Here is a 23,257-nt window from a genome sequence, read left to right on the forward strand (position 1 = left end):
GACACCTGCACCCCGGAAAACACCTTAGCTCTAGTCATTTCACGCAGGGAATGCCGTCGGCGGTCATCCGCGAGAGGTTGGTGACGGCAGGTTCCTGCGTGCCGGCGCCGGTGGCCGGCACCGTGGTGACGGGGGCCGTGGACGTTGCGGTCGGCGATTCCGACGTGTAGTTGCGGTGGCGGTCGAACCGGGAGAAATCGGTTCCGACGGTCAACCGCACCGTGTCGCGGGCGATGTCCTCGGATGCGGTCGCCGTCATGTCGAACTGGTCGGCGAGCTCGGTGGCCGCTGTCTTCGCACCGGGTCCGTAGGCGATGGCGCTCGTCTCGGTGGTGGAGTCGGCGGTGCTGACGGTCCCTTCAGTGAACCTTCCAGTCGCCAAGAGCATTTGGACATTCGCCGCCTCGCCTGCTCGGCCCGAGGCGTTGACGACGTCGAGCGCGACGCTGCCGACGGTGCCCTGCGCGCCGCTGTCCGGTTGCGCTGCCATGGTGGGGCTGGCGGTCGACGGCGTTGTCGACGAATCGGCGCCCACCAGGTTGCGCACGATGGAGCGGATGGTGGGTACGTCGATGAAGTTCACGTAGGCGCCGTTCGGGATTTCGCCGAAGCCGGTGACCGGCAAGGTGTACAGCACTATCGGGCTGTTGGCGAATGCCAAGGCGTTACGCACGAGATCGTCGAAGTCGAAACCGGCGTCGACGGCGACGTTTTGCCTGGCGACGTCCAGCAGGGCGTGCAGCTTGGTGGGGTCCGACAACGTCCCCCCGCGGCGCATCGCGGTGACGACGGCGACGATGAATGCCTGTTGGCGCCGGTTTCGATCGAGGTCGGTGAATGCCGCGTCGTCAGGGTCGCGGCGTTGCCGAACGAACGCCAGCGCCTGAGTTGCGTTTAGCTGTTGCATGCCTCGGTGAAAGTCTGCGCCGGAGTAGTAACGATCCGAAGTGTCCGCGCTGAGGCACACCGTGATTGGTTCCACCACCCGCGCGATTTGGAAGAATCCGGCCAGGGTGACTTCGACGAAGTGATCGATCGGGATTTGCAGAAGGTTTTTGACGGTGCTGATTTCGGCTTTGCGGCCCGCCTCCCGTGCGGTTTGTTCCCGTGAGGCGGAGTCCTGCCCTTGAAGCGGGGTCGAATTCGGATGCGCGCCGGCGGAGCCGTGGCCGGACATCACGCGCTGATACGCGAAGCTGTAGGCCTCCTTGATCTTCCCGCGACAATCCGTGGTCGGGCATCCGGCCAGCTCGACATAGTCATCGCGCGGGATCGAGATCGCTGTGACCGGACCGTCGCCGGCGGGCAGGTGCACCACGATGAGCGCGTCGGAATCGCCGTCAGCGGAATCCTCGTTGCCCGCGTGCAGGGCGTCATAAATGTCGTGTGGCAACGGCTGTCCGTGCTGATCGCGGCGGCTATCTAGGCCCATGATCAAGATGTTCTGGTCGCTACCGGTCGACGCGGGTTCATCGGCCAATGCCTCGGATTTGGTGATGCTCGCCGTCGCGCTGCGGTAGGCGTGCCAGGCAATGCCTATGGCGGCCACCAGCACCAGCGATATCAGCGCGGCCAGCACCTTGGCACCGGCCACAATCCTGTGGTTGCGGTGCAAGCGATTCTGGGGCCCGGGCGCCGGCGAATCCGCTTCTTGCTCGTCGGACGGGCCCGCTCGACGCGTCATGACAGAACTGAGAATAGCCAGGTAGCGGTGCTTCAAACCGGTGAACGCTCAAGCGCCCTGTTTCCTGATCAGGCGCAAGCTAGGGCTGCGGCCCGGCGTCCAACAGCCGCAACGGATGAAGACCGTCGACGTTGCCGACGAACGGCGGGTGGATGCTATAGCCGAGCATCCGGCGAATGTCATCGGAGACGGCTCGGGCGATGTCGCGCGATATCGACAGCGTGTAGGCCTCCATCGGCCGCAGCCACGGTTGGCAGTACTGGGCGGTGACGGCGAGGCGGTCGCGGCCGCTGTTGTTGGCGCCCCCACCGTGCCACAGTGTGCCCACGAAGAAGACGCACGACCCTGCGGGCATGACGACGGGCATGGCCTGATCGATCGGACCGGGCCGGCGTTTTCCCCAGCGGTGGCTGCCCGGATAGATGACGGTGGCGCCGTTGTCGGCGGTGAAGTCGTCGATCGCCCAGATCGTCGCGGCCGCCAGCGGCGCCCGGGGCCGCGGAATCGGGTAGAAGCCGTCGTCGTGGTGTGCCAGCTGTGCGACCTCCCCGGGCTGAATGTTGATGGCCTGCAACGCCGAAAGCAGGTAGTTAGGCATAAGCAGCCGATCGAGCACTGCCAGCACCCGCGGCTCATCGACGAGTCGATCGCACACCCGGGTCCTGCTCAGCACGCTGTAGATGCGCTGGGTGCGTAGGCCCTCAAAGGAGTTGCGTCCGGTGTGCCCCAGCCAAGGGCGCACGACCTCACGAATCTGCGAGCACTGCTCGGAGGTGAGCAGGTTTTCCCAGATGACGTACCCGTCGCGACTCAGCGCCGCCATGTCGGCCTCGACGATCGCGCTGTCCACCGAACCTCCACCGGTCGGTGTCCGTTTGTAGCGCTGCGCCAGATCGCCCCGCAGGTCCTCCAGCGTGGTCACGGAGTCGTCGTCGATGCTCATGGGTTGCTCGTCCTTAATCCACTGGCGCTCCTGCCCACACTAGGCCGAGTGCAGGCCCACCCAGACTTAAATCGCCGGCCGGTCAGCCCCGAAGGCCGGTGATGAATCGCTGTACGCTGCGGGTCAGCGACCGCGGGACGTGGTCGGGATCCATCAGGTCGTTCTCGGCCAGCGGGCCCGCCTCGTTGGCGATGCTGCGCTCCGTGAAGGGCCGCAGCGTCTTGCCGTCTCCCCGAAGTGCCTCGATGGCCTTCAAGACCGACCGATGTTCATCGATCGCCTGCTCCAGTTCGCCGACCGAAACACCGAGGTGTTCTGCCATCAATTTGTTTCGCACCGAAGCGATTTCGCGGCGCAGGTGGTCGTGTTCGGAATTACCCGGCTGCGCCTCGATGGCCACGTCGCACTCGCTGTCGAACCCCATGGACCGGTTGTTGAAATTCGAGGAGCCGATGCGGAGCAGCCGATCATCGACCACCAGCACCTTCGAATGGACGTAGATCGGCGCGCCGCCGTCGGTCTCCGGCCAATACACGCCCAACCGTTTATGTTCGTCGGCTTTCCACAACAGTTGGATGAGGCGATGGCGTGCGCTGTCCATGGTTCCCCGCTCGAGCGGGTTGTTGCCTCTGCGGGCCAGCACGATGACGATCTCTGGACCCTCGTCTTCGCGCAGCCGCGCGGCCAGCGCTTCGGCAATGGTTCTGGACGCCAGGTACTGGTTTTCCACATAGAACGTGTCGCGTGCCCCCGCGATGGCGGCCAGGTTGAGCGCTTCGACCTCCCGCACCTCGGCGGAATCCTCGAGCTTGGGCACGGTGCGTGCGATTCCGACGTCGACGTGGCGCAGGCTCGGTTCCAGTTTGCTCGGCCACGCGCTGTGCTTGGCCTGCACCGGCGACAGCGATTGTTTGGTCGCGGTCTGCCACCTGGTCAGGGCTTGCTCAGCCAGGGCTCGCGCCGCCGCACCGTCGACGGCCAGGCCGACATCGTGTCGCGGACCGTAGCCGCGTCCCACCGTCCGGCGGTGCTGGTTGCGATGCGCGTGGTCACGGGTGTCCCATCGTTCGAGCGTCAAGTCGATGCCGCCGCAGAACGCCACCGCATCGTCGACCACCACGATCTTCTGATGATGCACTGAGCCGATGGGGTGGGCGCCGTCGATAGCGAGATGCATTCGCCTGCTGCTGATCTGGTTCAGCAGCGACACCGGGGTGAGGCCGAACCAGATGCCGTCGAAGGCCGGTAGCAGGCGCAGATTGGACTTCAGGAGGTAGACATTCAGCCCCGGCCGTTTCCACAGTATCCAGTAAAGGAACGCACCCAGTTGGTTTGGCCCCGGAAGTGTCTTGGCGCCCCGCTCGAACGTCACTCTGGAATCGAAATCCCAGCCGATCAGCATGATTCGATGGCGGGCGCGCAGCATCGCGGCCTTGACGTGTTTGAAGTAATCGGCGGCGTCGATGACGGGGACGAACCGGTCGGCCGGCGCGGTGCGCCAGCAGGTCTGGCCGGGAGTCAGAAGTCGATCGTCGTGCACGCCGGGGCTCTCAACGATGTTGATGGGACAGCGCGGACATAGCCACTGTGTACCACATCGACGGCGGGTGCCAGGATTCGTGAGGAATTGCCCAGCCGGGCGCTCGATGTGCCGTGTTGCCGCGGTTATGCGCAGGCGGCGGGGCCCGGCGGGACACCGGCGCCGATCTGTATGACGATGAAGCGATGCGAATGCTGGTCGTGATCGCGGGCTGCGCGGTGCTCAGCGGTATGGCCGCGCCCGCCTACGCCGATCCCGCCGGCGATGCGGCAGCTGATGCCGGGTTCATCGCCGCGCTCAACCAAGCGGGCATCACCTATCAGGACCCGGCTGCCGCCGTCGGCGTGGGTAAAAGGGCCTGCGAACTGATGGACCAGGGCAACTCCCAGGTCGACGTCATCAAGAGCGTGTCGGCGAGTAATCCGGGATTCACGGTCGACGGCGCCGCCCAATTCACCATGATCGCGGCGAGCGCCTACTGCCCCCAGCACTTAGGACGACAAGTCACCCCGCCGCCGCCGCCCGCGCCGACGCCGCAGCCACCCCCGATCATCGACCTTCCCATCATCACTCCGGGCGCCGCGTAGTCTGTCGTATCAAGTTGTGCTGCAACAGATTTCGTCCGAATCGGCCTATGCGGCCTCGAGTGTGAGCAGGGTGCGTTTGGCCGCCGCCCCCCCGAGGTAGCCGCCCATCGCGCCGTCGCTGCGGACCACACGGTGGCAGGGCACCACGATCGGTAGCGGATTGGTGGCACAGGCACTGCCGACGGCGCGGACCGCGGTGGGATTGCCGGCCAGCTTGGCAACCGCGGCGTAGCTCGCGGTGTGGCCGTAGCCGATCTCGGGCAGCTGACGAAGTACCGTGTTGCGGAATCCGGCCGAGAGCCGCCAGTCCAGCGGGACGCTGAATTCGCGCCGCTCGCCGGCGAAGTACTCGTCGAGCTGCCTTGCGGCCATGTCGAGACGGCCGGGTGCGAGCAGGATGCGTGGACTGATTCGGTCGGCGAGGCTTTGCAGGACGCTGTCGTGGCCCTCGTTGGCATAGGCGACGCGGACCAGGCCAAGCTCGGTGGCGGCGATGAGCAACGCCCCGACCGGGCCGTCGATGACGCGGTAGGCGATGTCCAGGATGCCTTCGGATTGCGCGGCGGAGGCGAGCCGTGCGTGCAGTGCGTCGAAGTCGTCGGTGGTGCCGTCGGTGCGCCGCACCAGGTCGCGGGTCAACTCGCGTTCGTTGTTCATCGGTGTTCTCCTGTCCCGGTCGTGCCGGCGGCGATGCCGGGGTATGTGCGCCTGAGGGTGGCGATGCCGTCGGCGGCGGCGCGCCGGGCGGCCTCGGGGCTGCCGCCCAGGATGGCGGCGATCTCGGAATAGGGCAGCCCGGCCAGATAGTGGTAGGCCACGGCTTGCTTCTGCTTGGCGGGCAGCCGGGCGAGGGCGTCGGCGAGGTCGTCGTCCCTGCCGGGATCGGCCGGGCGGGCGGCTTCCGGGATCTCGTCGGTCGGCACCGCGCGTCGGGTCCTGGCCCGGGTCAGGTCAATGGCTTTGCGGTGCGCGATGGTGACCAGCCAGGCCTCGACGTTGGCGTCGTGGGGCAGTTCCGGGTAGCCGCGCAGCGCGGCCAAAAAGGTCTCCGACCAGGCATCGTCGGCGTCGACCGGCCCGATGATGGCGCGGCATACCCGCAATACGGCGCGGCCGTGGTCGACGACCACCGCCTCAAACGGTCGTTTGGCTGTCACGCTGTGTAGACGTTTCGCCGGGGAACTTCGTGAGATGTCCCCAGTGTCGTTGTGCGGTGACCGCAGCGCGCAACTCCCGTTGAGCTCGCGATCACCACGGGTCGAGCACCGGAGGCGGCGGAGCGACTACACCGACTGGAAGCTGCGCTCCACCTCGGAGCGGGTGCGGACCTCATCGCTGCCGAGCACGTAGGTCGGCAGGGTGTGCGGGACCGTGGTGCCCCCCTTGACTCTGGCCTGGGCCTGCTTGAATTCCGGCGGGGGGCCGGCTGCGGCGTTGATCCCGTTGATGATCGACCACACCGCGGTGCGACGGGCGGTGCGTTCGACGATGTTGCAGTCGCGGTGCTGCAGCATCTGCTTGGCCCACTTCGGCATGGTGTCGCGGATGGCCCAGTCGACCGCCGCCTGCGGCATGGAGACGTTGGGGCCGGTGCCCATCGCTTTGCCGTAGGTGACAGCCAGTTTCGGTAGGTAGGACTCCAGGCATTCGAGCGTCTCGGCCTTCGTGGTCGGCAGGTCGGTGCCTCCCAGCGCGTGCCCGACCCGGACGAACTCTCCGTAGTAGCGGTCGAGTTTCTTACCGCGCAACGGCATTGGGTGATAAAGCTCGTGTGCCGTGGCCAGGCCCCAGACGACCGTCGCGTAGTTCCACCGCAGCCACTCGGGGTCATCGGCGTCGTAGCGGGCGCCGTCGGGACGAGTGCCCTTGATGGTGTGGTGCATCGCGCGCACGGACTTGGCCAGGCGCTCAGCGGTTTCCGTCGACCCGTATGCCGTGCCGATGAAGAACGCCACCGAGTGGCCCAGTCGTGTCGCGGCGCCTTGGGGATCGATGTGGGGCACCTGCGATATCGGGTTTCCGTCGCTGTCGCGCTTGATGAGTCGCGAGTGGTGCATGCCCATCCAATAGATCGATGGGTCCAGGGTCTCCATGAAGGCGGCGCACTGCAGTCCGAAGATCAGCGCGGGCAAATGCGAGTGCACCCGCCACACGGCGCTTTCCGGACCGAACCAGCCCGGATCGCCGACGGGCGCGGCGAACTCCATGCCGCGGAAGAAGAACCGTCGCATGTTGTCGTCCAACCGTTTGTTGATCAGCTGCCCGACGATCTGGTGCGGCAGGAACACGGCATACTCCCTCGAAATTCTGGTCACGACTGTGACCAGAATAAGTTTTGGCTACAGGTGTGACAAGACCGCAGCCTTCTCGACCTACGCTGTAGGGATGTCGAGTCCCACCCGGTGGGCCGGTATACCACTGAAGGACCGCCGCGCCGAACGTCGTGCGCTGCTGGTGGAGGCCGCCTATCGGCTGTTCGGCGGCGGTGAGGCGGCCGTCTCGGTGCGGTCGGTGTGCCGGGAATGCGGGCTGAACACGCGGTATTTCTACGAAAGTTTCGCAGACACCGACGATCTACTCGGCGCCGTCTACGACCAGGTGAGCGAGCAGCTCGGCGAAGTGATCGAGGCCGCCATCGGGCAGGCGGGCGATTCGCTGGCCGCGCGGACCCGGGCCGGCATCGCGGCGGTGCTCGGCTTCTCCTCGGCCGACCCGCGCCGGGGCCGGGTGTTGTTCACCGACGCGCGCACCAACCCGGTACTGGCCGTCCGGCGCCGCGCCACGCAGGACAGGCTGCGCGAGGGTGTGCTGACCGAGGGTTGGCGTCTCAACCCCGATTCCGATCCGGTGGCCGCGGAGGTCGCCGCGGCCCTGTACACGGGCGCCATGGCCGAGCTCGCGCAGCAGTGGCTCGCCGGGCAGCTGGGCACCGATCTCGAGGTCGTGGTCGACTACGCTCTGAAACTGGTGCTGCGGTAGCCGGGAGTGCGGTTATGGGCGGAATCGAACACGCGATGGATTCCCTCCGGCGCATCCTCGGGCACAGGGTCAGCGTCGGCGCTCTGATCGAACTGGCGGTGTGGCTGGCCATCCCGTATCTGTGTATTGGGTTCGCGTGGACCGTTTTTCACTCCGAGCAGACCCAGCGAATTCAGGCCCGCATAGAAGTGGTGGCGCCCACGGGTGCCGACGCCGCGGCCTTCGGGCTTGCCACCGTGCTGTGGCCGGCGGCGCTGCAGCTCGCCGATTCCTGCCCCGCGCCATGAGTGACTTGCGGGACGGAATGCGTGCGCGGTCGGACGGTTTGCTCCTAGGCTCTCAGAGCATGTCCATCGATCGGTTCGGCCTTGTTGCGGGCACTATCCGACTTGCCTCTGGCGTGTCCTTCCTCGTCGACCCTCTGCGGGCGAACAAATTGTGGGGGGACCCGGACGAACCGACGCCGACCACGCAACTGCTGTTGCGATCGATGGGCTATCGCGACGCGCTGATCGGTATCCTGCTCGCGGGCGCGGCACTGCGCGGTAAGAACACCCGCGGCTGGTTCCTGGCCTCTGCCGGTGCCGACGTGGCCGACCTGGTCGGCGGGATGAGCGTGTACGGCGAAATGAAGCCGTCGCAGCGGATCATCGGCCTGGGCGGCGCCGCGGTCGGCGTCGCCACCGGCCTCTGGGGCGCGGTCCGTCCGACCCCCCGCCGGAACAAAAGGGTGGTGGCCGAAGAACCAGCCACCGTGGACTGAGCTCTCGAGCGAATCAGCAGGTATTTGCTGTTCTAGACCGCGATGCAGTCGGTACGCTCAGTGCGTGCCGGAGACGGCGTATGCAAACTGCGGTGATCTCAGCCTGGCGTACCAAGTGTTCGGACACGGGCCGATCGATCTCGTCTTCGCTGGTTCGTTCGCGAGCCATGTCGAGCTGTACTGGTCCATGCCTGAGTTCAAGGCCTTCATGGAGCGGCTCGCGACGTTTTGCCGCGTCATCCTCTTCGACAAGGCCGGCGTCGGCTTGTCGGACCCCGTTCCACGGGTCCGCACTCTTGACGATCGGGCGGCCGAGATCGAGGCCGTCATGGACGCCGCCGGCTTCGAAAGAGCTGCGCTGCTCGGGGTGAGCGAGGGCGGTCCGGCGGCCATTCTGTTCGCCGCGACGCGACCGCAGCGAACGCGGGCGTTGATCCTCACGGGGACGGCGGCATATCTTCCCAGCGCAGGTTGGGACGACCTCGATCTTGATCCGGCCGAGCTCCGGGCACGCTCCATACGCGAGATCGGCGAGGAGTACACACCGTCTGAAGACCAGATCATCGGCTTCCAGAAGTTCGGCCGGGCTGTCTTGTCGGCGTGGGGAAGTGGTGAGGCGCTCAAGTGTCTGCTGCCGTCCGTCCGGTCATCACGCCAGCTGGGAATGCTCGAGCGCTCGTGCGCGAGCCCCGGAATGGCGCGGGTCACGCTTGAAGCCGCTTTCCAGATCGACGTCCGGCCGATCCTGCCGACACTCACCATGCCCGCCCTGGTCGTGCACGCCGCCCGGGATCCCGGGGTCCCGGTGCAGGCGGGCAGGTATCTGGCCGACCACATACCCGGCGCGCGCATGGTCGAGCTCGACGGCACCGACCATGCGCCGTGGTTCACCGACCCCGAAAAGATCGCCACCGAGATCGAGGAGCTTCTCACTGGCAGCCACGCGACCCCGGCACCGTTGAATCGTGCCCTGCGCACGGTGCTGTTCACCGACATCGTCGCGTCGACCGAACGCGTCGCGGCGACCGGCGACGAGCGGTGGCGCGCGGTCTTGCAGCGCTTTGCTGAGATCACCATTGAGGCCACCGAACGATACGGCGGCACCGTGGTGAAGAGCACCGGCGACGGGTACCTCATCACGTTCGACGGCCCGACCCAGAGCATCCGGTGCGCCGAGAACCTGCGCGACGATGCCGAGAAACTGGGCATCGAAATCCGGATCGGGATCCACACGGGTGAATGCGAACTCATGGATGCCGACATCGGGGGAATCGCCGTCCACATTGCGGCGCGGATCCTCGGTCACGCCGGAGCCGGGGAAATCGTGGTGTCACGGACGGTTCGTGACTTGGTCGTCGGCTCCGGGATCGGATTCCAAGAGCGAGGCGTCGTCGAGTTGCGTGGTGTTCCCGGCGCCTGGGAGCTGGTCGCCGTCGACCGTCATGGCGCCAGCGGTGCATCGCGTGAGGTGCAGCTGGCCGCGGCGCCCACGCCCGGCCCGCGAACGTCGATGCGGAGGTCGGACCGTGCCGTGGCGGTGATAGCGAAACGCACGCCGTGGCTGCTGCGCGGAATGGCGCGATTGGTGCCGGTTACCGACGGTGGCCCGGTGGCCGCCGGGACAAGCTCGCGCTGACAGGCGGGCGGCGATGCTGTTGACTGAGCGTCATGGGTTTCGGTGTGCTGACATTTGTTACCGACGACGGCATTGGTCCCGCGGAGTTGGGGGAGGCGCTCGAGCAGCGCGGTTTTGAATCGCTGTTTCTCGCCGAGCACTCACACATCCCGGTCGACGCGAAGACCCCGTATCCGAGCGGCGGCCCGATTCCGCCGAAGTACTACCGCACGCTGGATCCGTTCGTGGCGCTGACCGCCGCGGCGGTCGCCACCGAGCGGCTCGTCCTGGGCACCGGGATCGCTCTGGTGCCCCAGCGCGACCCGATCCACACTGCCAAGGAGGTGGCTTCGCTGGACCTGGTGTCGCAGGGGCGTTTTCGATTCGGCGTGGGCATCGGCTGGCTGCGCGAGGAGATCGCCAACCACGGCGTGAATCCCTCGGTCCGCGGACGCGTCGTCGACGAGCGGCTCGATGCGATGGTCGAGATCTGGACGCACGAAAAGGCGGAATATCACGGCGAATTCGTGAACTTCGACCCGATCTACAGCTGGCCCAAGCCGGTCCAGAAGCCTTATCCGCCGCTTTACCTCGGCGGCGGACCGGCGGGCTTCAAGCGCATCGCGCGGCTGAACGCGGGCTGGCTGTCGATGACGGCGTCGGCAGAGGAGTTGTCTTCGCCGCTCGAGCAATTGCGGGACGTGGCCGGCAAGGACGTGCCGGTGATCCACTTCCACGGCGGCAAGCCGGCGGCGCAAGAACTCGAGGCCTATCGCGACCTGGGTGTGGAGCACCTGTTGCTGGACCTGCCGACGGAGCCTCGCGATCAGACGCTACAACGCCTCGACGGGTTGCAGGCCGAGCTCGCCAAGCTGTCGTAAGGTCAAGTGCCGCAGAAGGTTTGATATTTGCCAAAGTCCTCGGGGGCGGGCGTGGCGTAGCGCTCGAGACCCGGGCGTTCCGTGTAGGGGTCGGCCACCGCGGCGAGCAGGTGTTCCAGCGGGCCGAGCTCACCGGCCGTCGCGGCGGTCAGGGCCTCCTCGACCAGATGATTGCGCGGAATGTAGATCGGATTGGTGCGATCCATCGTGTCGGCGTCGGGACCCAATGCCCGCCAACGCGTCAGCCACGCATCGAAGCCGGCGAGGTCGCAGAACAATCCGCGAACGGGTTCGGCATCGGCTTGGGCATCCCCTCGCGCCGCGTGGCTGAGTTGCCGGAAGAACGAGGTGTAGTCGATGTGGTTCTGCTTGAGCAACAAAAGCAGTTCCTCGACGAGCACCGTGGCGAATTCGGCGTCGACGCCGTCGGGTAGGCCGAGTTTGGCGCGCATCCCGGAGCCCCACACGGCGTCGTAGCGGGTCTGGAATATCGTGAACGACTGCTCCGCGAGCGCGATGGCCTCGTCGGTGTTCTCCGAGATCAACGGCAGTAGTGTCTCGGCGAAGCGCGCGAGGTTCCATCCGGCGACCACCGGTTGGTTTCCGTAGGCATAGCGTCCCCAGAAGTCGATCGAACTGAAGACGGTGTCGGGGTCGTAGGCCTCCATGAAGGCGCACGGTCCGTAGTCGATCGTTTCGCCCGAGATGGTCATGTTGTCGGTGTTCATCACGCCGTGGACGAATCCGATCAGCATCCATTGGGCGATCAACGACGCCTGGACGGCAACCACCGCTTTGAACAAGGCGAGATACGGGTTCTCCGCGTCGGCGGCAGCGGGGTGATGGCGGGTGATCGCGTGGTCGGCGAGGCGGCGCAGCAGCTCCTCGTTGCCGGTGGACGCCGCGAACTGGAAGCTGCCCACCCGCAGATGACTGCTGGCCACGCGGGTGAGCACCGCACCCGGCAGCGTTTCTTCGCGATGGACCGGACGCCCGGTGCCGACGACGGCCAACGACCGCGTCGTGGGCACGCCCAAGGAGTGCATCGCCTCGCTGACGATGTATTCGCGCAGCATCGGCCCCACTGCGGCCAGCCCGTCGCCGCCGCGCGCGAATGGCGTGGCGCCGCAGCCCTTGAGGTGTATGTCGCGCAACTGCCCGTCACCGTCGACCAATTCGCCGAGCAGCAGGGCCCGGCCGTCGCCCAACCGGGGAACGAGGCCGCCGAACTGATGCCCGGCGTAGGCCTGGGCCACCGGGGTGGCGCCGCTGGGCACGGAGTTGCCGACCAGGAAGCGCAATCCGTCGGGGTCGCGCAGCCAGCCGGCGTCGAGCCCCAGCGCCTCGGCCAGGGGCTCGTTGAGGGCCAGCAGCTGCAATTCGGGGAACGTCTCCGCCTGCCAACGGACCGCCATTTCCGGCAGCTCGCGGTAAAACCGGTTTTGGAGAGCAACGGTGGTGTCCGGGGCAACGCTCATCTCATCGAGCGTACGGAAACTCGAGGACGCACCGGGGGCGCTATCCGAGGGCTTTGCCGATCAGATCGCGGGCGCGGTCGAGCATGGACGCGAACGGGCCGAGCGCGAAGTTCAGCTTCGCTGATTCCACGCCGGGATGCGGGCGCGTCGGAGCGATGGCCTCGGCGGCCCGTACCGCGGCCCCCATTCGCTTGAGGTCGTCGGTGTCTACCTTGCGCTTCAAGACGGGGAACTCCTCGTCCTCCTCGTGCCGTGCGTGGTCGAGCACCGCTTCGCGCAATTTGGAGAGCTCTGCAATGAACTCGTCCGAGGTGATGTCGAGCTTTTCGATCGCCGACAGCAGTTCCTTGGCCTCATGCTCTTCTTCGAGGCGGGCGTCGACGATGGCGTCGCCGGCGTCGCCGTCCTCCCGCCGCACGCGCGGATGTACCACCATTTCCTCGGCCGTCTCGTGGACGGCAAGCAGCTGGCGCAGCGTTGCGAACGGCTCTTCGCGCGCTTTGGGGTCCGTAGCGTGCAGCACCTGGTCAAACATGTCCTCGATGAGGTTGTGCTGCGCTTTCAGGAACGCGACGACTTCGTCGGGTGATTCGATAATGAGGTCTGTCATCGCCGATACCTCTCGTGATGGGGAAGGTGGGAGACGCACATTGGGCTGTGTGCGGCTTGGAGCGGGCATACCCGCTGTACACGTGGCCAAAACGGACGCTGCGCTCCGCGTGACGCTCTCCCGCTCGGGTCACGATCAGAATCCCCTGCGGCACAAGGTGTTTGCGTGGGCCGCGTCGAACACCCAGCCAGATCCCCGTCAGCTGCGCGAAGTTGACGGGGATCTGGGGGCGCAGCGGCGGGGTTTAGACGCCGCGCTCCCGAGTGGTGGCGGGTCCGACGCCGGTGCCGGCGGCGGTGTCCTTCCGGCGCATCAGCCCGGCAAGTCCGCCCAGGCCCAGCAGGCCGACGAGGCCCCACAGCCCGGAGTTGTCGCTGTTTTGGTCATTGTTGGTGTTGTTGTCCGCCAACGTCGTTGTAGTGGTGGACGACGGTGCGGGAGCACTCGGACCGGCGGCATTTGCGACGCCTGCCCCTCCGAACAACAGTGCTCCGCTGGCTGAAACGATCGCTATGGCCCTACGCATATCTACTCCTCGTAAGTTTTCTCGGTCGAGCCCCAGAACCGGGTGATCGAGACGTATTTCGGGACCAGGTTGCTCTAGCCTCCGCGGGACCGACGCTCGACCGACAGTCGTAACGTCGCGAGGGGTGTTCTACCCCGGTCCACCGCGGTGAAAACCCGTCGACGGGGCCCGTTTCGTTTGCTGGATGCCCCGGAAGGTGGCGGTGCCCGGGCGGAAACGGGAGGTGATACGACCGTCCGGGTGAGTTCTCGCCCGGTCGGGCTACGGTTAGGGGGACCAGGAACGCAACGACGAGAAGACGACGAATCCCATATGTACGAGCAGGTCAACAACAGCGCGCCAGAAGCCGACGACCTCATCGGCTTCCGCATCGACCCCGTTCTGGCCCGAAGTTGGCTGTTGGTGAACGGTGCACACGACGACCGGTTTGAGTCCGCGGCGCACTCGCGCGCTGACATCGTCGTCCTCGACATCGAGGACGCCGTCGCTCCTAAAGACAAGCACGCCGCCCGCGACAACGTGGTGCGCTGGTTGAACGCCGGGAATGCGGACTGGGTTCGCATCAACGGCTTCGGCACCCCGTGGTGGGCGGACGACCTGGCCGCCCTGGCCACCACCCCGGTCGGCGGGGTGATGCTGGCGATGGTCGAATCGGTCGACCACGTGACCGAGACGGCGAAGCGACTGCCCGATGTGCCGATCGTGGCTCTGGTCGAAACCGCCCGGGGCCTGGAGCGCATCACCGAGATCGCCGCGACGAAGGGAACCTTCCGGTTGGCCTTCGGCATCGGCGATTTCCGCCGCGACACCGGTTTCGGGGAAGACCCGGGCACGCTGGCCTATGCCCGGTCACGCTTCACGATCGCCGCGAAAGCGGCCAACCTGCCGAGCGCCATCGACGGGCCGACGATCGGCTCGAACGCGTTGAAGCTGATCGAGGCCACGCACGTTTCCGTGGAATTCGGCATGACGGGCAAGATCTGTCTGACCCCGGATCAATGCGGTGTCGTGAACGAGGGCCTGTCGCCCTCGCACGACGAAATATCTTGGGCTAAGGAGTTTTTCGTCGAGTTCGAGCGCGACGGGGGAGAGATCCGCAACGGCTCCGACCTACCGCGCATCGCCCGGGCCACAAAGATCCTCGAGCTGGCCCGGGCATACGGCATCGAACCGCCCGAGTTCGACGACGAAGAACGTGATCACTCGCCCGCACCCTCGGATACCTATCACTACTGAGGCGCTGGACGCCTCCGGATACGCGGCTACCCTGGGCATGTGAGCGCCAAAGGGCGGGTCCGGGTGGCGCGGGTCTACGACGAGGTCGGTCCCGACGAGGGACAGCGCGTCCTGGTTGATCGGGTTTGGCCGCGAGGAGTGCGCAAAGACGATCCGCGGGTGGGTATCTGGTGCAAGGACGTCGCGCCGTCGAAGGATCTTCGCGAGTGGTATCAGCACGATCCGGCCCGGTTCGAGGAATTCGCGTCACGCTACAGGACCGAACTGCGGGATAGTGCCGCGCTGGAAGACCTGCGCAAGCTCGCCAAGCGGAAAGCCGTGACGCTGGTGACCGCCACCCGCGAGCTGGACATCAGCCAGGCGGCGGTCCTGGCCAAGCTGCTCGAACCCCGGTGAAACGGCCGAGACCGACAGCGTCGTAGGCTCGCCGGTTGACATGACGAACGCCGAGCCGATCCTGCCGCGGGAACTGACCGACCTTCCCGAGGCGGTCCGTAGTGTCCCGCCCCCGCCCATTCCCGAGCTGCCCGAGCCGTACGGTCTGCGCGTCGCCAATCCGAATGCAGATGCAGAGATGGTTTCGGAGTGGATGGGTCGGCCGCATCTGGTCGAGGCGTGGGAATCCAACTGGCCGGTGGCGCGGTGGCATCGCTACCTCGAGGCACAACTGGACGGGGGCTTCTCTCGCCCGCTCATCGCCACCCTGGACGGGGTAGACCGTGGATACATCGAATTATACAGAGCGGCAAAGGATTCCATCGCTCGACGATATGAGCATGACCCCTACGATTTGGGATTGCATGTCGCGGTCGCCGATTTGGATTACATCGAACGCGGGCACGTCAGTTACCTGCTGCCGTACCTGGTGATCAGCATCTTCACCCTCGATCCGCGGTGTCGCCGCATCATGTTCGATCCCGATCATCGCAACACCTTGGCGCGCAAGTTCTGTGAGCGAGGCGGCTGCGCATTCCTGGGCGAGCATGACATGTCGAACCGGCGGATGGCGCTGTATGTGCTACCCCGAACGCCCGACGATATCCCGTGTCAACGCGACACCTGATGGCGCCACGGGTTCAAAGCTGCGCGATCTGCTGTCCGATGAATGCCGCCGCCACACCAAGCAACACGCTGACAACGATATTGGTCAGCGCTGCGCGCAGCCGGCGTTCCTCGCCGAGCCGCTGAGTCTCGAGCATCCAGGTGGAAAACGTCGTGTAGGCGCCGACGAAAGCGGTGCCGGCCAACAGCGCGGCCTCCCTATTAAGCGCCAGGCCGCTGAGTAAGCCCAAAAGCGCTGCGCCGCTGATGTTCACGGCAAGCGTGCCGAAGGGAAAGGGCCGGAACACCCGGCGCGCCACCGCGCGGTCGATGACGAAACGCAGCACCGACCCGATGCCGCCGATGAAAGCGACGCCCACCCAGACCGCAGCCGTCGTCACGGCGGTCACCGGCGCACTCGGACCCGGCGCACCAACTTGGTGGCAATGTGCACCGCCAGCAATCCCAATCCGATGCTGGCGACCGTGTAGCCGACGGCGAGCCGCCAGCAGCCGTGTTCGATCATCTTCAGCGTCTCGACCTGCATCGTGGAGAAAGTTGTCAAACCACCGCACAATCCGGTGCCGAGCAGGGGCCGCCGGTAGCTCGACGTCGGCAACCGCTCCAGCAACCGGGTGGTGAAGTAACCCACCAGAAACGCCCCGACGATGTTGACCGTGAACGTAGGCCATGGCCAGCCCGCCGGGTCACCGCCGAACTGGTCGCTCAGCGCGGCACGGGCCAGGGAACCCAGCGCCCCACCGGCAAACACCGCGGCCAATTCGCGATAGTCCCGTTGAGCCACTGAGTGGATTCCCTTCGTTTGCCGCTGCGCTACGCAGCGTATGGCCGAAGTCCAGACCGGCGCAGCCCGGGGGGAGGCGGACACGGGCAGAATTGGTAACCATGGTTGCCAATCCACGCGCCGGTCAGCCGGCTCAACCCGAAGACCTCGTCGACCTGTCGCACTTGGTGACGGCCTATTACTCGATCCACCCCGACCCGGGCGACGTGGCTCAACAGGTCGCATTCGGGACGTCGGGGCACCGTGGGTCGGCATTGGATGGCGCGTTCAACGAGGCTCACATCCTGGCGATCACCCAGGCCATCGTCGAGTACCGGGCCGCGCACGGCACCACGGGGCCGTTGTTCATCGGACGAGACACGCACGGTCTGTCCGAGCCGGCCTGGGTGTCTGCGCTGGAGGTGCTGGCCGCCAACGACGTCGTCGCCATGATCGACTCCCGCGACCGGTACACGCCGACACCCGCGGTCAGCCACGCCATCCTCTCCTACAACCGCGGCCGCACCGGGGCGCCGGCCGACGGGATCGTCGTGACGCCTTCACACAACCCGCCCGCCGACGGCGGCTTCAAATACAACCCGCCCCATGGCGGCCCTGCCGACACCGACGCAACCAACGCAATTGTCAAGCGCGCCAACGAGATCCTGCGCGACGGGGCGGGGGTCAAGCGGGTGCCGCTGGCTCGCGCGCTGCCGACGGCGCAGCGCCACGACTACCTGGGCAACTACGTCGACGACCTGCCCAACGTGGTCGACATCGATGCCATCCGCGCGGCCGGGGTGCGGATCGGCGCCGACCCGCTCGGCGGGGCAAGCGTGGACTATTGGGGCGAGATCGCCCAGCGGCATCGCCTGGATCTGACCGTGGTGAATCCGCTGGTGGATGCCACGTGGCGGTTCATGACGCTCGATCACGATGGCAAGATCCGCATGGATTGCAGCTCGCCGGACGCGATGGCGGGACTTATCGCCAACCGCGACCGCTATCAGATCGCCACCGGTAACGACGCCGACTCCGACCGGCATGGCATCGTCACGCCCGACGAGGGGCTGCTCAATCCGAACCACTACCTCGCGGTGGCCATCGAATACCTTTACACCCAACGGCCGTCGTGGCCCGGCGGCATCGCCGTTGGCAAGACCGCCGTCAGCTCGTCAATGATCGATCGAGTGGTCGCCGGCATCGGCCGCAAGCTGATCGAGGTGCCGGTCGGATTCAAGTGGTTCGTCGACGGCCTGATCGGCGGGACCATTGGCTTCGGCGGCGAGGAGTCGGCCGGGGCGTCTTTCCTGCGGCGGGACGGCTCGGTGTGGACCACCGACAAGGACGGCATCATCCTGGCGCTGCTGGCTTCGGAGATTCTCGCGGTCACCGGATCGAGCCCGTCCCAGCGCTATCAGCGGCTGACCGCCGAGTACGGCACTCCCTTTTATGCGCGGGTCGACGCGCCTGCCGACCGCGACCAAAAGGCCCGGCTGTCGAAGCTCTCCGCCGGCCAGGTGACCGCCACGGAATTGGCGGGGGAGCCGATCACGGCGAAGCTGACCGCGGCGCCCGGCAATGGCGCCCCGCTGGGCGGATTGAAGGTGACGACGGCCAACGCGTGGTTTGCCGCGCGTCCGTCGGGAACCGAGGACGTGTACAAGATCTACGCAGAATCCTTCAACGGGCCCGAGCATTTGGCGGAGGTGCAAGAGACTGCGCGCGAGGTGGTTAATAAAGTCATTGGGTGACCATTTCCCTCCGCTTTGCCCGCACGGAGGGGCGCGCGTCCCGTTCTAGCCGGCTGCCGCGCGAAGTCTGGATCCTGAGCTGGGCAAACATCATGGTCGCGCTGGGCTACGGGGTCATTTCGCCGGCGCTGCCGTCCTTCGCCCGTAGCTTCGGGGTCAGCATCAAGGCGGTGACGTTTTTGGTCACCGTCTTTTCGTTGAGCCGGCTGTGTTTTGCGCCGATAAGCGGCCAGCTGGTCCAGCGCCTGGGAGAGCGGCGGATCTACATCGGCGGCATGCTGATCGTCGCGGTCTCCACCGCCGCGTGTGCGTTTTCCCAGGCCTACTGGCAACTGGTGGTGTTCCGCGTGATCAGCGGGATCGGGTCGACGATGTTCTACGTCTCGGCGCTGGGACTGATGATCCATATCAGCCCACCCGACGCGCGCGGACGGGTCGCGGGTCTGTTCATCACGTCGTTCATGGTGGGCGCGGTGGGCGGGCCGGCCGTCGGCGCCGTGGCGGCCGGGTGGGGCTTGACCGCTCCGTTCATCGTGTACGGCGTCGCCCTGCTGGGCGTGGCGGTGGTGTTGTTTTACAGCTTGCGGGATTCGCCCCTGGCCGCGCCGGGGCCGCCGACACGATCGACGGTGACGATGCGCGAGGCGCTGCGGTTCCGCGCCTATTGGTCGTCGCTGGGAGCCAACTTCGCCACCGGCTGGTCGGCCTTCGGGCTTCGCGTCGCCCTGGTCCCGCTGTTCATCACCGACGTCATGGGCCGCGGCATCGGCATCATCGGCATCGCGCTTGCGGCGTTCGCCGGAGGCAACGCGCTGGCCATGATCCCCAGTGGCTACCTGTCTGACCGAATGGGACGGCGCACATTGATGATCGTGGGCCTGACGTTGTCCGGCATAGCGACGGTTTTCCTGGGAGTTGCGTCGTCGTTGCCCGCGTTTCTGGCCGCCGCGATTGTGGTCGGCGCGGTGACCGGGATCTACATGTCGCCGATGCAGGCCGCAGTCGCCGACATTCTCGGCAGCGAGGCACGTGCGGGCAGCCCGGTGGCGGCGGTGCAGATGATGTCCGATCTGGGCGCCATCGTCGGCTCGATGACGCTCGGTTGGGTCGCCGAGCGGCTGAGCTACGGCTGGGGCTTCACCATCAGCGGGATAGTTCTGCTGATCGCCGCCGTCGGCTGGTTGGCGGCGCCGGAAACCCGGCCCGTGCCCACCCCCGAACCGGGCCTGTTGCCGTCTCCGCACACGGCGAACCTGCCTGAGCAGCAACTTTGAAGGACGGTTAACGGTGGTGTAGCTTCGATGGGCACGACTTCTCGGGGCTATGGCGCAGCTGGTAGCGCACCACACTGGCAGTGTGGGGGTCAGGGGTTCGAGTCCCCTTAGCTCCACCAGTGTGATGAGTCGAGTCATGGGTTACACCTGAGTCGCGTCATCGGTTACAGATTGCCCCGGCCATCGGCCGGGGTGTTTTTGTTGGTTGCGCCAGTAGTTGCGGTCGGGGTCGACGGTGTGGCTGGCGATGAGTTGGCCGTTGGGTGTGGTTAGGACGCTGATGGTTGCTGTGGTGACGAGGATGAGGACTTGGTGCCGGCATGGGCGGTGCCGATGCCGAGGTGATGTGCAGCTGGCATAGGTAGGGTTAATTCATGGGTCGCGAGTTTGTCGAGATCCGAATAGACCCCCGGCAATTTATCCAGACGACGCCCGAAGCCGTCCGGCCGCGGCTGCTGGACTGGCAGGTTGACGCCAAGGGTAGGCACACCGCCTGGCGTTACCGCATAACGCCCTACGAGCAGGACGGCCAACCGAGGTGGTGGTTGGACGGGACCGGCCAGCACCCGTGGACCAGCGACGACGTCGAGTATCTCAAGGACGTGGCCGAGCACCACGCCGGTCGACTGTTGCGCAGACAGCGATGGCGGCCCAAAAGCATGTTCAACGGCCAGGAGCCGCCGTTGTGGATGGGTGGTCGAGGGTGGTCCTGATGAGAACTGGGAATTATCGCCACCCCCATGCGCGTCGAAATTCCGCAGTGACGATGCTGTTCGCCGACCTGGTGGATTCGACGGCACCGTTTTCCAGCATCGCGCCGAAGATCTACTGCACTGTGGTCGGAAGGTACCCGGAATAGGTGCGTCAGCCGAGCTCGCCTTTCATGGTCGAGAGGCAACGAGACTTAACGGCGACCATGAGCGGCTAACGAGCAGTGAAATCGGTTGATTGCCAAACAAATACGGGATATATCGGCAATCACCGCGTCCGAATCGATGGGCGAGCGCCCGATCGGGATATTCCGGACCGATGCTGGGCCGTCGCGGTCCCCGGCTGCCTCGTCACAGACGCGCGTGGCTTTGTTTGTGCTGGACCGTTGTTGGCAGAATTGCGAACCCGCCGCGTTCAACCGTATTCGGTTGCGGCGGGTCGCGTTATGAATAATGCTACCGCGGGTTACCGTGTTGCCGTGCCTGATTGGTGCGGGTGTTCAGCGTCACCCCATTTTTCGCGCCGCGATGTCCTCAAATACGTTGCGGCTGCACCAATTATGCTGGGTTTGGGCGCCGCCGCATCAGGTCAGGTCCAACCCCCGAGCGCGGGGGCCGATCCGGCGTTGGTCGCGGCGGTCGAAGCGCCCGGGCAGGCGGTCAATATCGTCAGCCGCGCCCAGTGGGGCGCCGACGAGTCGATTCGCAGCCGAGCACCGATGTACGACAACGGAATCAAGGCAGGAGTCGTGCACCATACCGCTGGCGTAAATGATTACGCGCCGCAGGATTCGGCGGTAATTGTGCGGTCGATCTACGATTACCACACCCGCAACCTGCGCTGGTCGGACATCGCCTACAACGCTCTGGTCGACAAGTACGGTCAAGTATTCGAGGGCCGATTCGGCGGGATGACGAGAGCGGTTCGGGGCACCCACACTGGCGGGTTCAACCGCAACACATGGGCGGTATGCATGATCGGGGAGTTCGGCGCGGTGGGCCCCACGCCGGTTCAGGTGCGCACCGTCGGGCGCCTACTCGGGTGGCGGCTGGCCATGGATGGCATCGACCCGCAGGGCAGCGTCGCGTTGACATCGGACGGGGGCCCCTACACCCGTTTCCCCCAAGGCGCCGCCTTGAGCCTGCCGTGCATTTTCGCCCACCGCGACGTCAGCGATACCGATTGCCCCGGGAACCTCGGATATGCCTTGATGAACCAGATCCGCGACATTGCCGCGCGATTCAACAAACGCCCCAGCGCCCAGGATCTGGCGCAGTCGCTACAAGGTAGTGCGATCTATGACCGGTGGCAGGCGATGGGCGGCATAAACAGCGCACTGGGCGCACCGACGTCGCCGGAATCGCAAGGAGCGGGTGCCACACGATACGTCATCTTCGAGAAAGGAGCCATGTACTGGTCACCGGCCAGCGGGGCCCAGCCCGTCACCGGCGCCATCTACGCCGCGTGGGGCACCCTAGGCTACGAACACAGCGCGCTGGGGCTGCCGACCAGCGCTGAAATTCAGGAGCCCGAGTGGGCCGTCCAGAATTTTCAACACGGCACCCTGAACTTTGATCGTGGGAGTCGGGAAGTCATTAGCGTGATCGACGGTGTTGCCGGACTGGTTCCGCCGCCGTCAGCAGGCGAGCCGCCCGTGCAGCTTGAACGGTTTTCGCCGGCGCGCAACCGAGTTTGACCGTGGCGCCTGTTCCCCGACGCGGTAGTCATGTGTGGACTGAGATTTATTGACCCGATTGGCCTCCTGGGCGTGCATCGCGCGCTTGCGCTCGGTCCTATTGTGCGGCTGGATCCCCCGCAGGAGAGCGCTCTTGACGCCGTCAAGACCGAAAGCAAGCCGCAGGTATTGAACGGGATGAATTGCAACGAGATGTACCGAACCTGCAGTTAAAGCGGCGTTTTCGTGGTCAAGGCAGAGGTTCGAGTCCCCTTAGCTCCACCATTGTCATGAGTCGAGTCATCGGTTACACGTGAGTCGCATGATCGGTGATAGATTGCCCCGGCCATCTTCCGGAGGCGATTTGTTGGTTGCGCAATAGTTGTAGTCGGGGTCCCAGGACACTCGAATGTCGGACTGGGAGGTGTGCCCCAGACGATATGCAGAGCGAATAGCCGCAATTGACAGGCGGCCTATTATTGGGTGGCATGCCCCAGTGTATGTATCGTGAACCCCAGGAGGCGACATGGTTGAGCATCGACACGTCGAATGGGACATTGAGACGCGATGCATCTCGACCGCCCGCCTGAACTTGCGCCCGTGGCAACTCGACGACGACCAGGCCGCCTATGAGATATACGGGGCGCCGGAAGTTTCCCGTTGGCTGTCGCCCGCGCTGCCGTTGATCACCGACCTCGAGCGCATGCGGCAAGTGTTGAAGGAATGGATCGCCGAAAGCGACGCGGCGGGCCTACCCCAGGGCCGATGGGCTATCACCGATAGAGACTCTGGCGAACTGTTCGGGGGAGTGGCACTGCTTCCACTTCCGCCGGGTCGCACCGATCTCGAGATCGGATGGCAGGTTGCACCCAAGCAGTGGGGTCACGGCTACGGCGCGGAAGCCGGTCATGCGGTGGCCCACCAGGCATTCACGAACGTTGGTGTCAGTGAGGTCTTCGCCGTCGTGCGGCCAGGCAATCATCGTGGGGTGGCTACCGCGCGGCGAGTGGGCATGGACTGGGTCGGTGAGACCGACAAGTATTACAACCTGACGCTCGAGGTCTACCGGCTGAGCAAAGCGGATTTGGATCTGCCAGAGCCGGCCTGCGCACCACCACGGGATCGCAACTAGCCTTCAACCCGTAGGCTCTTGGCTGAACGGACCTCCCTCAGACA

The 23,257-nt window shown here is 65.7% G+C and carries 24 protein-coding genes, 1 tRNA gene and 1 pseudogene; 15 read left to right on the plus strand and 11 right to left on the minus strand.

Going from position 1 to position 23,257, the window contains the following annotated elements; genetic code table 11:
- Nucleotides 1-34 precede the first annotated feature (34 nt).
- From AC5Y4F_RS09050 to AC5Y4F_RS09060, 3 genes are all read right to left on the minus strand, one after another.
- Nucleotides 35-1,684: an LCP family protein gene (locus AC5Y4F_RS09050; protein WP_499996101.1), complete on the minus strand. Its 1,650-nt coding sequence runs from the start codon at nt 1,682-1,684 to the stop codon at nt 35-37.
- 79 nt (nt 1,685-1,763) lie between these two features.
- Complete coding sequence (locus AC5Y4F_RS09055; RefSeq protein ID WP_499996105.1) at nt 1,764-2,627, minus strand: phytanoyl-CoA dioxygenase family protein; 864 nt, start codon at nt 2,625-2,627, stop codon at nt 1,764-1,766.
- 82 nt (nt 2,628-2,709) lie between these two features.
- The gene (locus AC5Y4F_RS09060; protein ID WP_499996107.1) at nt 2,710-4,167 is read right to left on the minus strand and encodes a phospholipase D-like domain-containing protein; all 1,458 of its coding nucleotides are present in this window, start codon (nt 4,165-4,167) and stop codon (nt 2,710-2,712) included.
- A 185-nt stretch (nt 4,168-4,352) separates the two neighbouring features.
- Between AC5Y4F_RS09060 and AC5Y4F_RS09065 the strand changes: the two genes are divergently transcribed.
- Nucleotides 4,353-4,754, plus strand: coding sequence for a DUF732 domain-containing protein (locus tag AC5Y4F_RS09065; RefSeq protein ID WP_067931403.1), 402 nt, complete (start codon nt 4,353-4,355; stop codon nt 4,752-4,754).
- Nucleotides 4,755-4,799: 45 nt separating this feature from the next.
- On the opposite strand, the gene AC5Y4F_RS09070 is transcribed toward AC5Y4F_RS09065, so the two are convergent.
- The 3 genes from AC5Y4F_RS09070 to AC5Y4F_RS09080 all read right to left on the minus strand — a co-directional run bounded on the left by AC5Y4F_RS09070 (nt 4,800) and on the right by AC5Y4F_RS09080 (nt 7,042).
- Complete coding sequence (locus AC5Y4F_RS09070; protein WP_499996109.1) at nt 4,800-5,411, minus strand: methylated-DNA--[protein]-cysteine S-methyltransferase; 612 nt, start codon at nt 5,409-5,411, stop codon at nt 4,800-4,802.
- Nucleotides 5,408-5,911, minus strand: a complete 504-nt coding sequence (locus AC5Y4F_RS09075) for an RNA polymerase sigma factor (RefSeq protein ID WP_499996111.1) — start codon at nt 5,909-5,911, stop codon at nt 5,408-5,410. The genes AC5Y4F_RS09070 and AC5Y4F_RS09075 overlap by 4 nt, the downstream gene beginning before the upstream one ends.
- A 126-nt stretch (nt 5,912-6,037) precedes the next feature.
- A complete protein-coding gene (locus AC5Y4F_RS09080; RefSeq protein WP_499996432.1) occupies nt 6,038-7,042 on the minus strand; it encodes an oxygenase MpaB family protein in 1,005 nt (334 codons plus the stop codon).
- Nucleotides 7,043-7,139: 97 nt separating this feature from the next.
- Here AC5Y4F_RS09080 and AC5Y4F_RS09085 point away from each other — a divergent pair, with 97 nt between their 5' ends.
- The 5 genes from AC5Y4F_RS09085 (at nt 7,140) to AC5Y4F_RS09105 (ending at nt 10,992) form a co-directional block, all read left to right on the plus strand.
- Complete coding sequence (locus AC5Y4F_RS09085) at nt 7,140-7,733, plus strand: TetR/AcrR family transcriptional regulator (RefSeq protein ID WP_499996115.1); 594 nt, start codon at nt 7,140-7,142, stop codon at nt 7,731-7,733.
- A gap of 14 nt (nt 7,734-7,747) precedes the next feature.
- Nucleotides 7,748-8,020 (plus strand): hypothetical protein, encoded by a 273-nt coding sequence (locus tag AC5Y4F_RS09090; RefSeq protein ID WP_067931371.1) that lies wholly within the window; start codon nt 7,748-7,750, stop codon nt 8,018-8,020.
- Between the two features lie 59 nt (nt 8,021-8,079).
- On the plus strand, nt 8,080-8,496 hold the full coding sequence (locus AC5Y4F_RS09095; protein WP_067931373.1) for a DUF4267 domain-containing protein: 417 nt from the start codon (nt 8,080-8,082) through the stop codon (nt 8,494-8,496).
- 64 nt (nt 8,497-8,560) lie between these two features.
- Nucleotides 8,561-10,132: an adenylate/guanylate cyclase domain-containing protein gene (locus tag AC5Y4F_RS09100; RefSeq protein ID WP_499996118.1), complete on the plus strand. Its 1,572-nt coding sequence runs from the start codon at nt 8,561-8,563 to the stop codon at nt 10,130-10,132.
- Between the two features lie 32 nt (nt 10,133-10,164).
- A complete protein-coding gene (locus tag AC5Y4F_RS09105) occupies nt 10,165-10,992 on the plus strand; it encodes an LLM class F420-dependent oxidoreductase (protein WP_067931377.1) in 828 nt (275 codons plus the stop codon).
- 2 nt (nt 10,993-10,994) lie between these two features.
- On the opposite strand, the gene AC5Y4F_RS09110 is transcribed toward AC5Y4F_RS09105, so the two are convergent.
- From AC5Y4F_RS09110 to AC5Y4F_RS09120, 3 genes are all read right to left on the minus strand, one after another.
- Nucleotides 10,995-12,470: a protein adenylyltransferase SelO gene (locus AC5Y4F_RS09110; protein ID WP_499996121.1), complete on the minus strand. Its 1,476-nt coding sequence runs from the start codon at nt 12,468-12,470 to the stop codon at nt 10,995-10,997.
- A 40-nt stretch (nt 12,471-12,510) separates the two neighbouring features.
- Complete coding sequence (locus AC5Y4F_RS09115; RefSeq protein WP_067931382.1) at nt 12,511-13,080, minus strand: hemerythrin domain-containing protein; 570 nt, start codon at nt 13,078-13,080, stop codon at nt 12,511-12,513.
- Nucleotides 13,081-13,324: 244 nt separating this feature from the next.
- A complete protein-coding gene (locus AC5Y4F_RS09120) occupies nt 13,325-13,606 on the minus strand; it encodes a WGxxGxxG family protein (RefSeq protein ID WP_067931384.1) in 282 nt (93 codons plus the stop codon).
- A 312-nt stretch (nt 13,607-13,918) separates the two neighbouring features.
- Between AC5Y4F_RS09120 and AC5Y4F_RS09125 the strand changes: the two genes are divergently transcribed.
- From AC5Y4F_RS09125 to AC5Y4F_RS09135, 3 genes are read left to right on the plus strand one after another with little or no spacing between them, the layout of a single operon-like run.
- Nucleotides 13,919-14,842 carry an HpcH/HpaI aldolase/citrate lyase family protein gene (locus AC5Y4F_RS09125; RefSeq protein WP_067931386.1) on the plus strand — a complete coding sequence of 308 codons (924 nt, stop codon included), beginning with the start codon at nt 13,919-13,921 and terminating at the stop codon, nt 14,840-14,842.
- 39 nt (nt 14,843-14,881) lie between these two features.
- The gene (locus tag AC5Y4F_RS09130) at nt 14,882-15,238 is read left to right on the plus strand and encodes a DUF488 domain-containing protein (protein WP_067931388.1); all 357 of its coding nucleotides are present in this window, start codon (nt 14,882-14,884) and stop codon (nt 15,236-15,238) included.
- Nucleotides 15,239-15,278: 40 nt separating this feature from the next.
- Nucleotides 15,279-15,905 carry a GNAT family N-acetyltransferase gene (locus tag AC5Y4F_RS09135; protein WP_067931391.1) on the plus strand — a complete coding sequence of 209 codons (627 nt, stop codon included), beginning with the start codon at nt 15,279-15,281 and terminating at the stop codon, nt 15,903-15,905.
- A gap of 13 nt (nt 15,906-15,918) precedes the next feature.
- On the opposite strand, the gene crcB (AC5Y4F_RS09140) is transcribed toward AC5Y4F_RS09135, so the two are convergent.
- Nucleotides 15,919-16,293, minus strand: a complete 375-nt coding sequence (crcB, locus tag AC5Y4F_RS09140) for a fluoride efflux transporter CrcB (RefSeq protein ID WP_067931393.1) — start codon at nt 16,291-16,293, stop codon at nt 15,919-15,921.
- The gene (gene crcB / locus AC5Y4F_RS09145) at nt 16,290-16,688 is read right to left on the minus strand and encodes a fluoride efflux transporter CrcB (RefSeq protein ID WP_067931395.1); all 399 of its coding nucleotides are present in this window, start codon (nt 16,686-16,688) and stop codon (nt 16,290-16,292) included. The genes crcB (AC5Y4F_RS09140) and crcB (AC5Y4F_RS09145) overlap by 4 nt, the downstream gene beginning before the upstream one ends.
- A 101-nt stretch (nt 16,689-16,789) precedes the next feature.
- On the opposite strand from crcB (AC5Y4F_RS09145), the gene pgm reads away from it, so the two are divergent.
- From pgm to AC5Y4F_RS09175, 6 genes and pseudogenes are all read left to right on the plus strand, one after another.
- Entirely contained in the window at nt 16,790-18,421 is a 1,632-nt protein-coding gene (pgm, locus tag AC5Y4F_RS09150; RefSeq protein WP_067931397.1) for a phosphoglucomutase (alpha-D-glucose-1,6-bisphosphate-dependent), read from the plus strand.
- Between the two features lie 71 nt (nt 18,422-18,492).
- Nucleotides 18,493-19,695: an MFS transporter gene (locus AC5Y4F_RS09155; protein ID WP_369829674.1), complete on the plus strand. Its 1,203-nt coding sequence runs from the start codon at nt 18,493-18,495 to the stop codon at nt 19,693-19,695.
- Nucleotides 19,696-19,738: 43 nt separating this feature from the next.
- Nucleotides 19,739-19,814, plus strand: a tRNA-Ala gene (locus tag AC5Y4F_RS09160).
- Nucleotides 19,815-20,069: 255 nt separating this feature from the next.
- A complete protein-coding gene (locus AC5Y4F_RS09165; RefSeq protein WP_067931860.1) occupies nt 20,070-20,408 on the plus strand; it encodes a hypothetical protein in 339 nt (112 codons plus the stop codon).
- Between the two features lie 521 nt (nt 20,409-20,929).
- Nucleotides 20,930-22,102 (plus strand): annotated as a pseudogene (locus AC5Y4F_RS09170) (N-acetylmuramoyl-L-alanine amidase); the annotation flags it as partial.
- A gap of 505 nt (nt 22,103-22,607) precedes the next feature.
- Complete coding sequence (locus AC5Y4F_RS09175; RefSeq protein WP_067931866.1) at nt 22,608-23,213, plus strand: GNAT family N-acetyltransferase; 606 nt, start codon at nt 22,608-22,610, stop codon at nt 23,211-23,213.
- Nucleotides 23,214-23,257: the final 44 nt, after the last annotated feature.

Source organism: Mycobacterium sp. NGS56, from assembly GCF_059812425.1.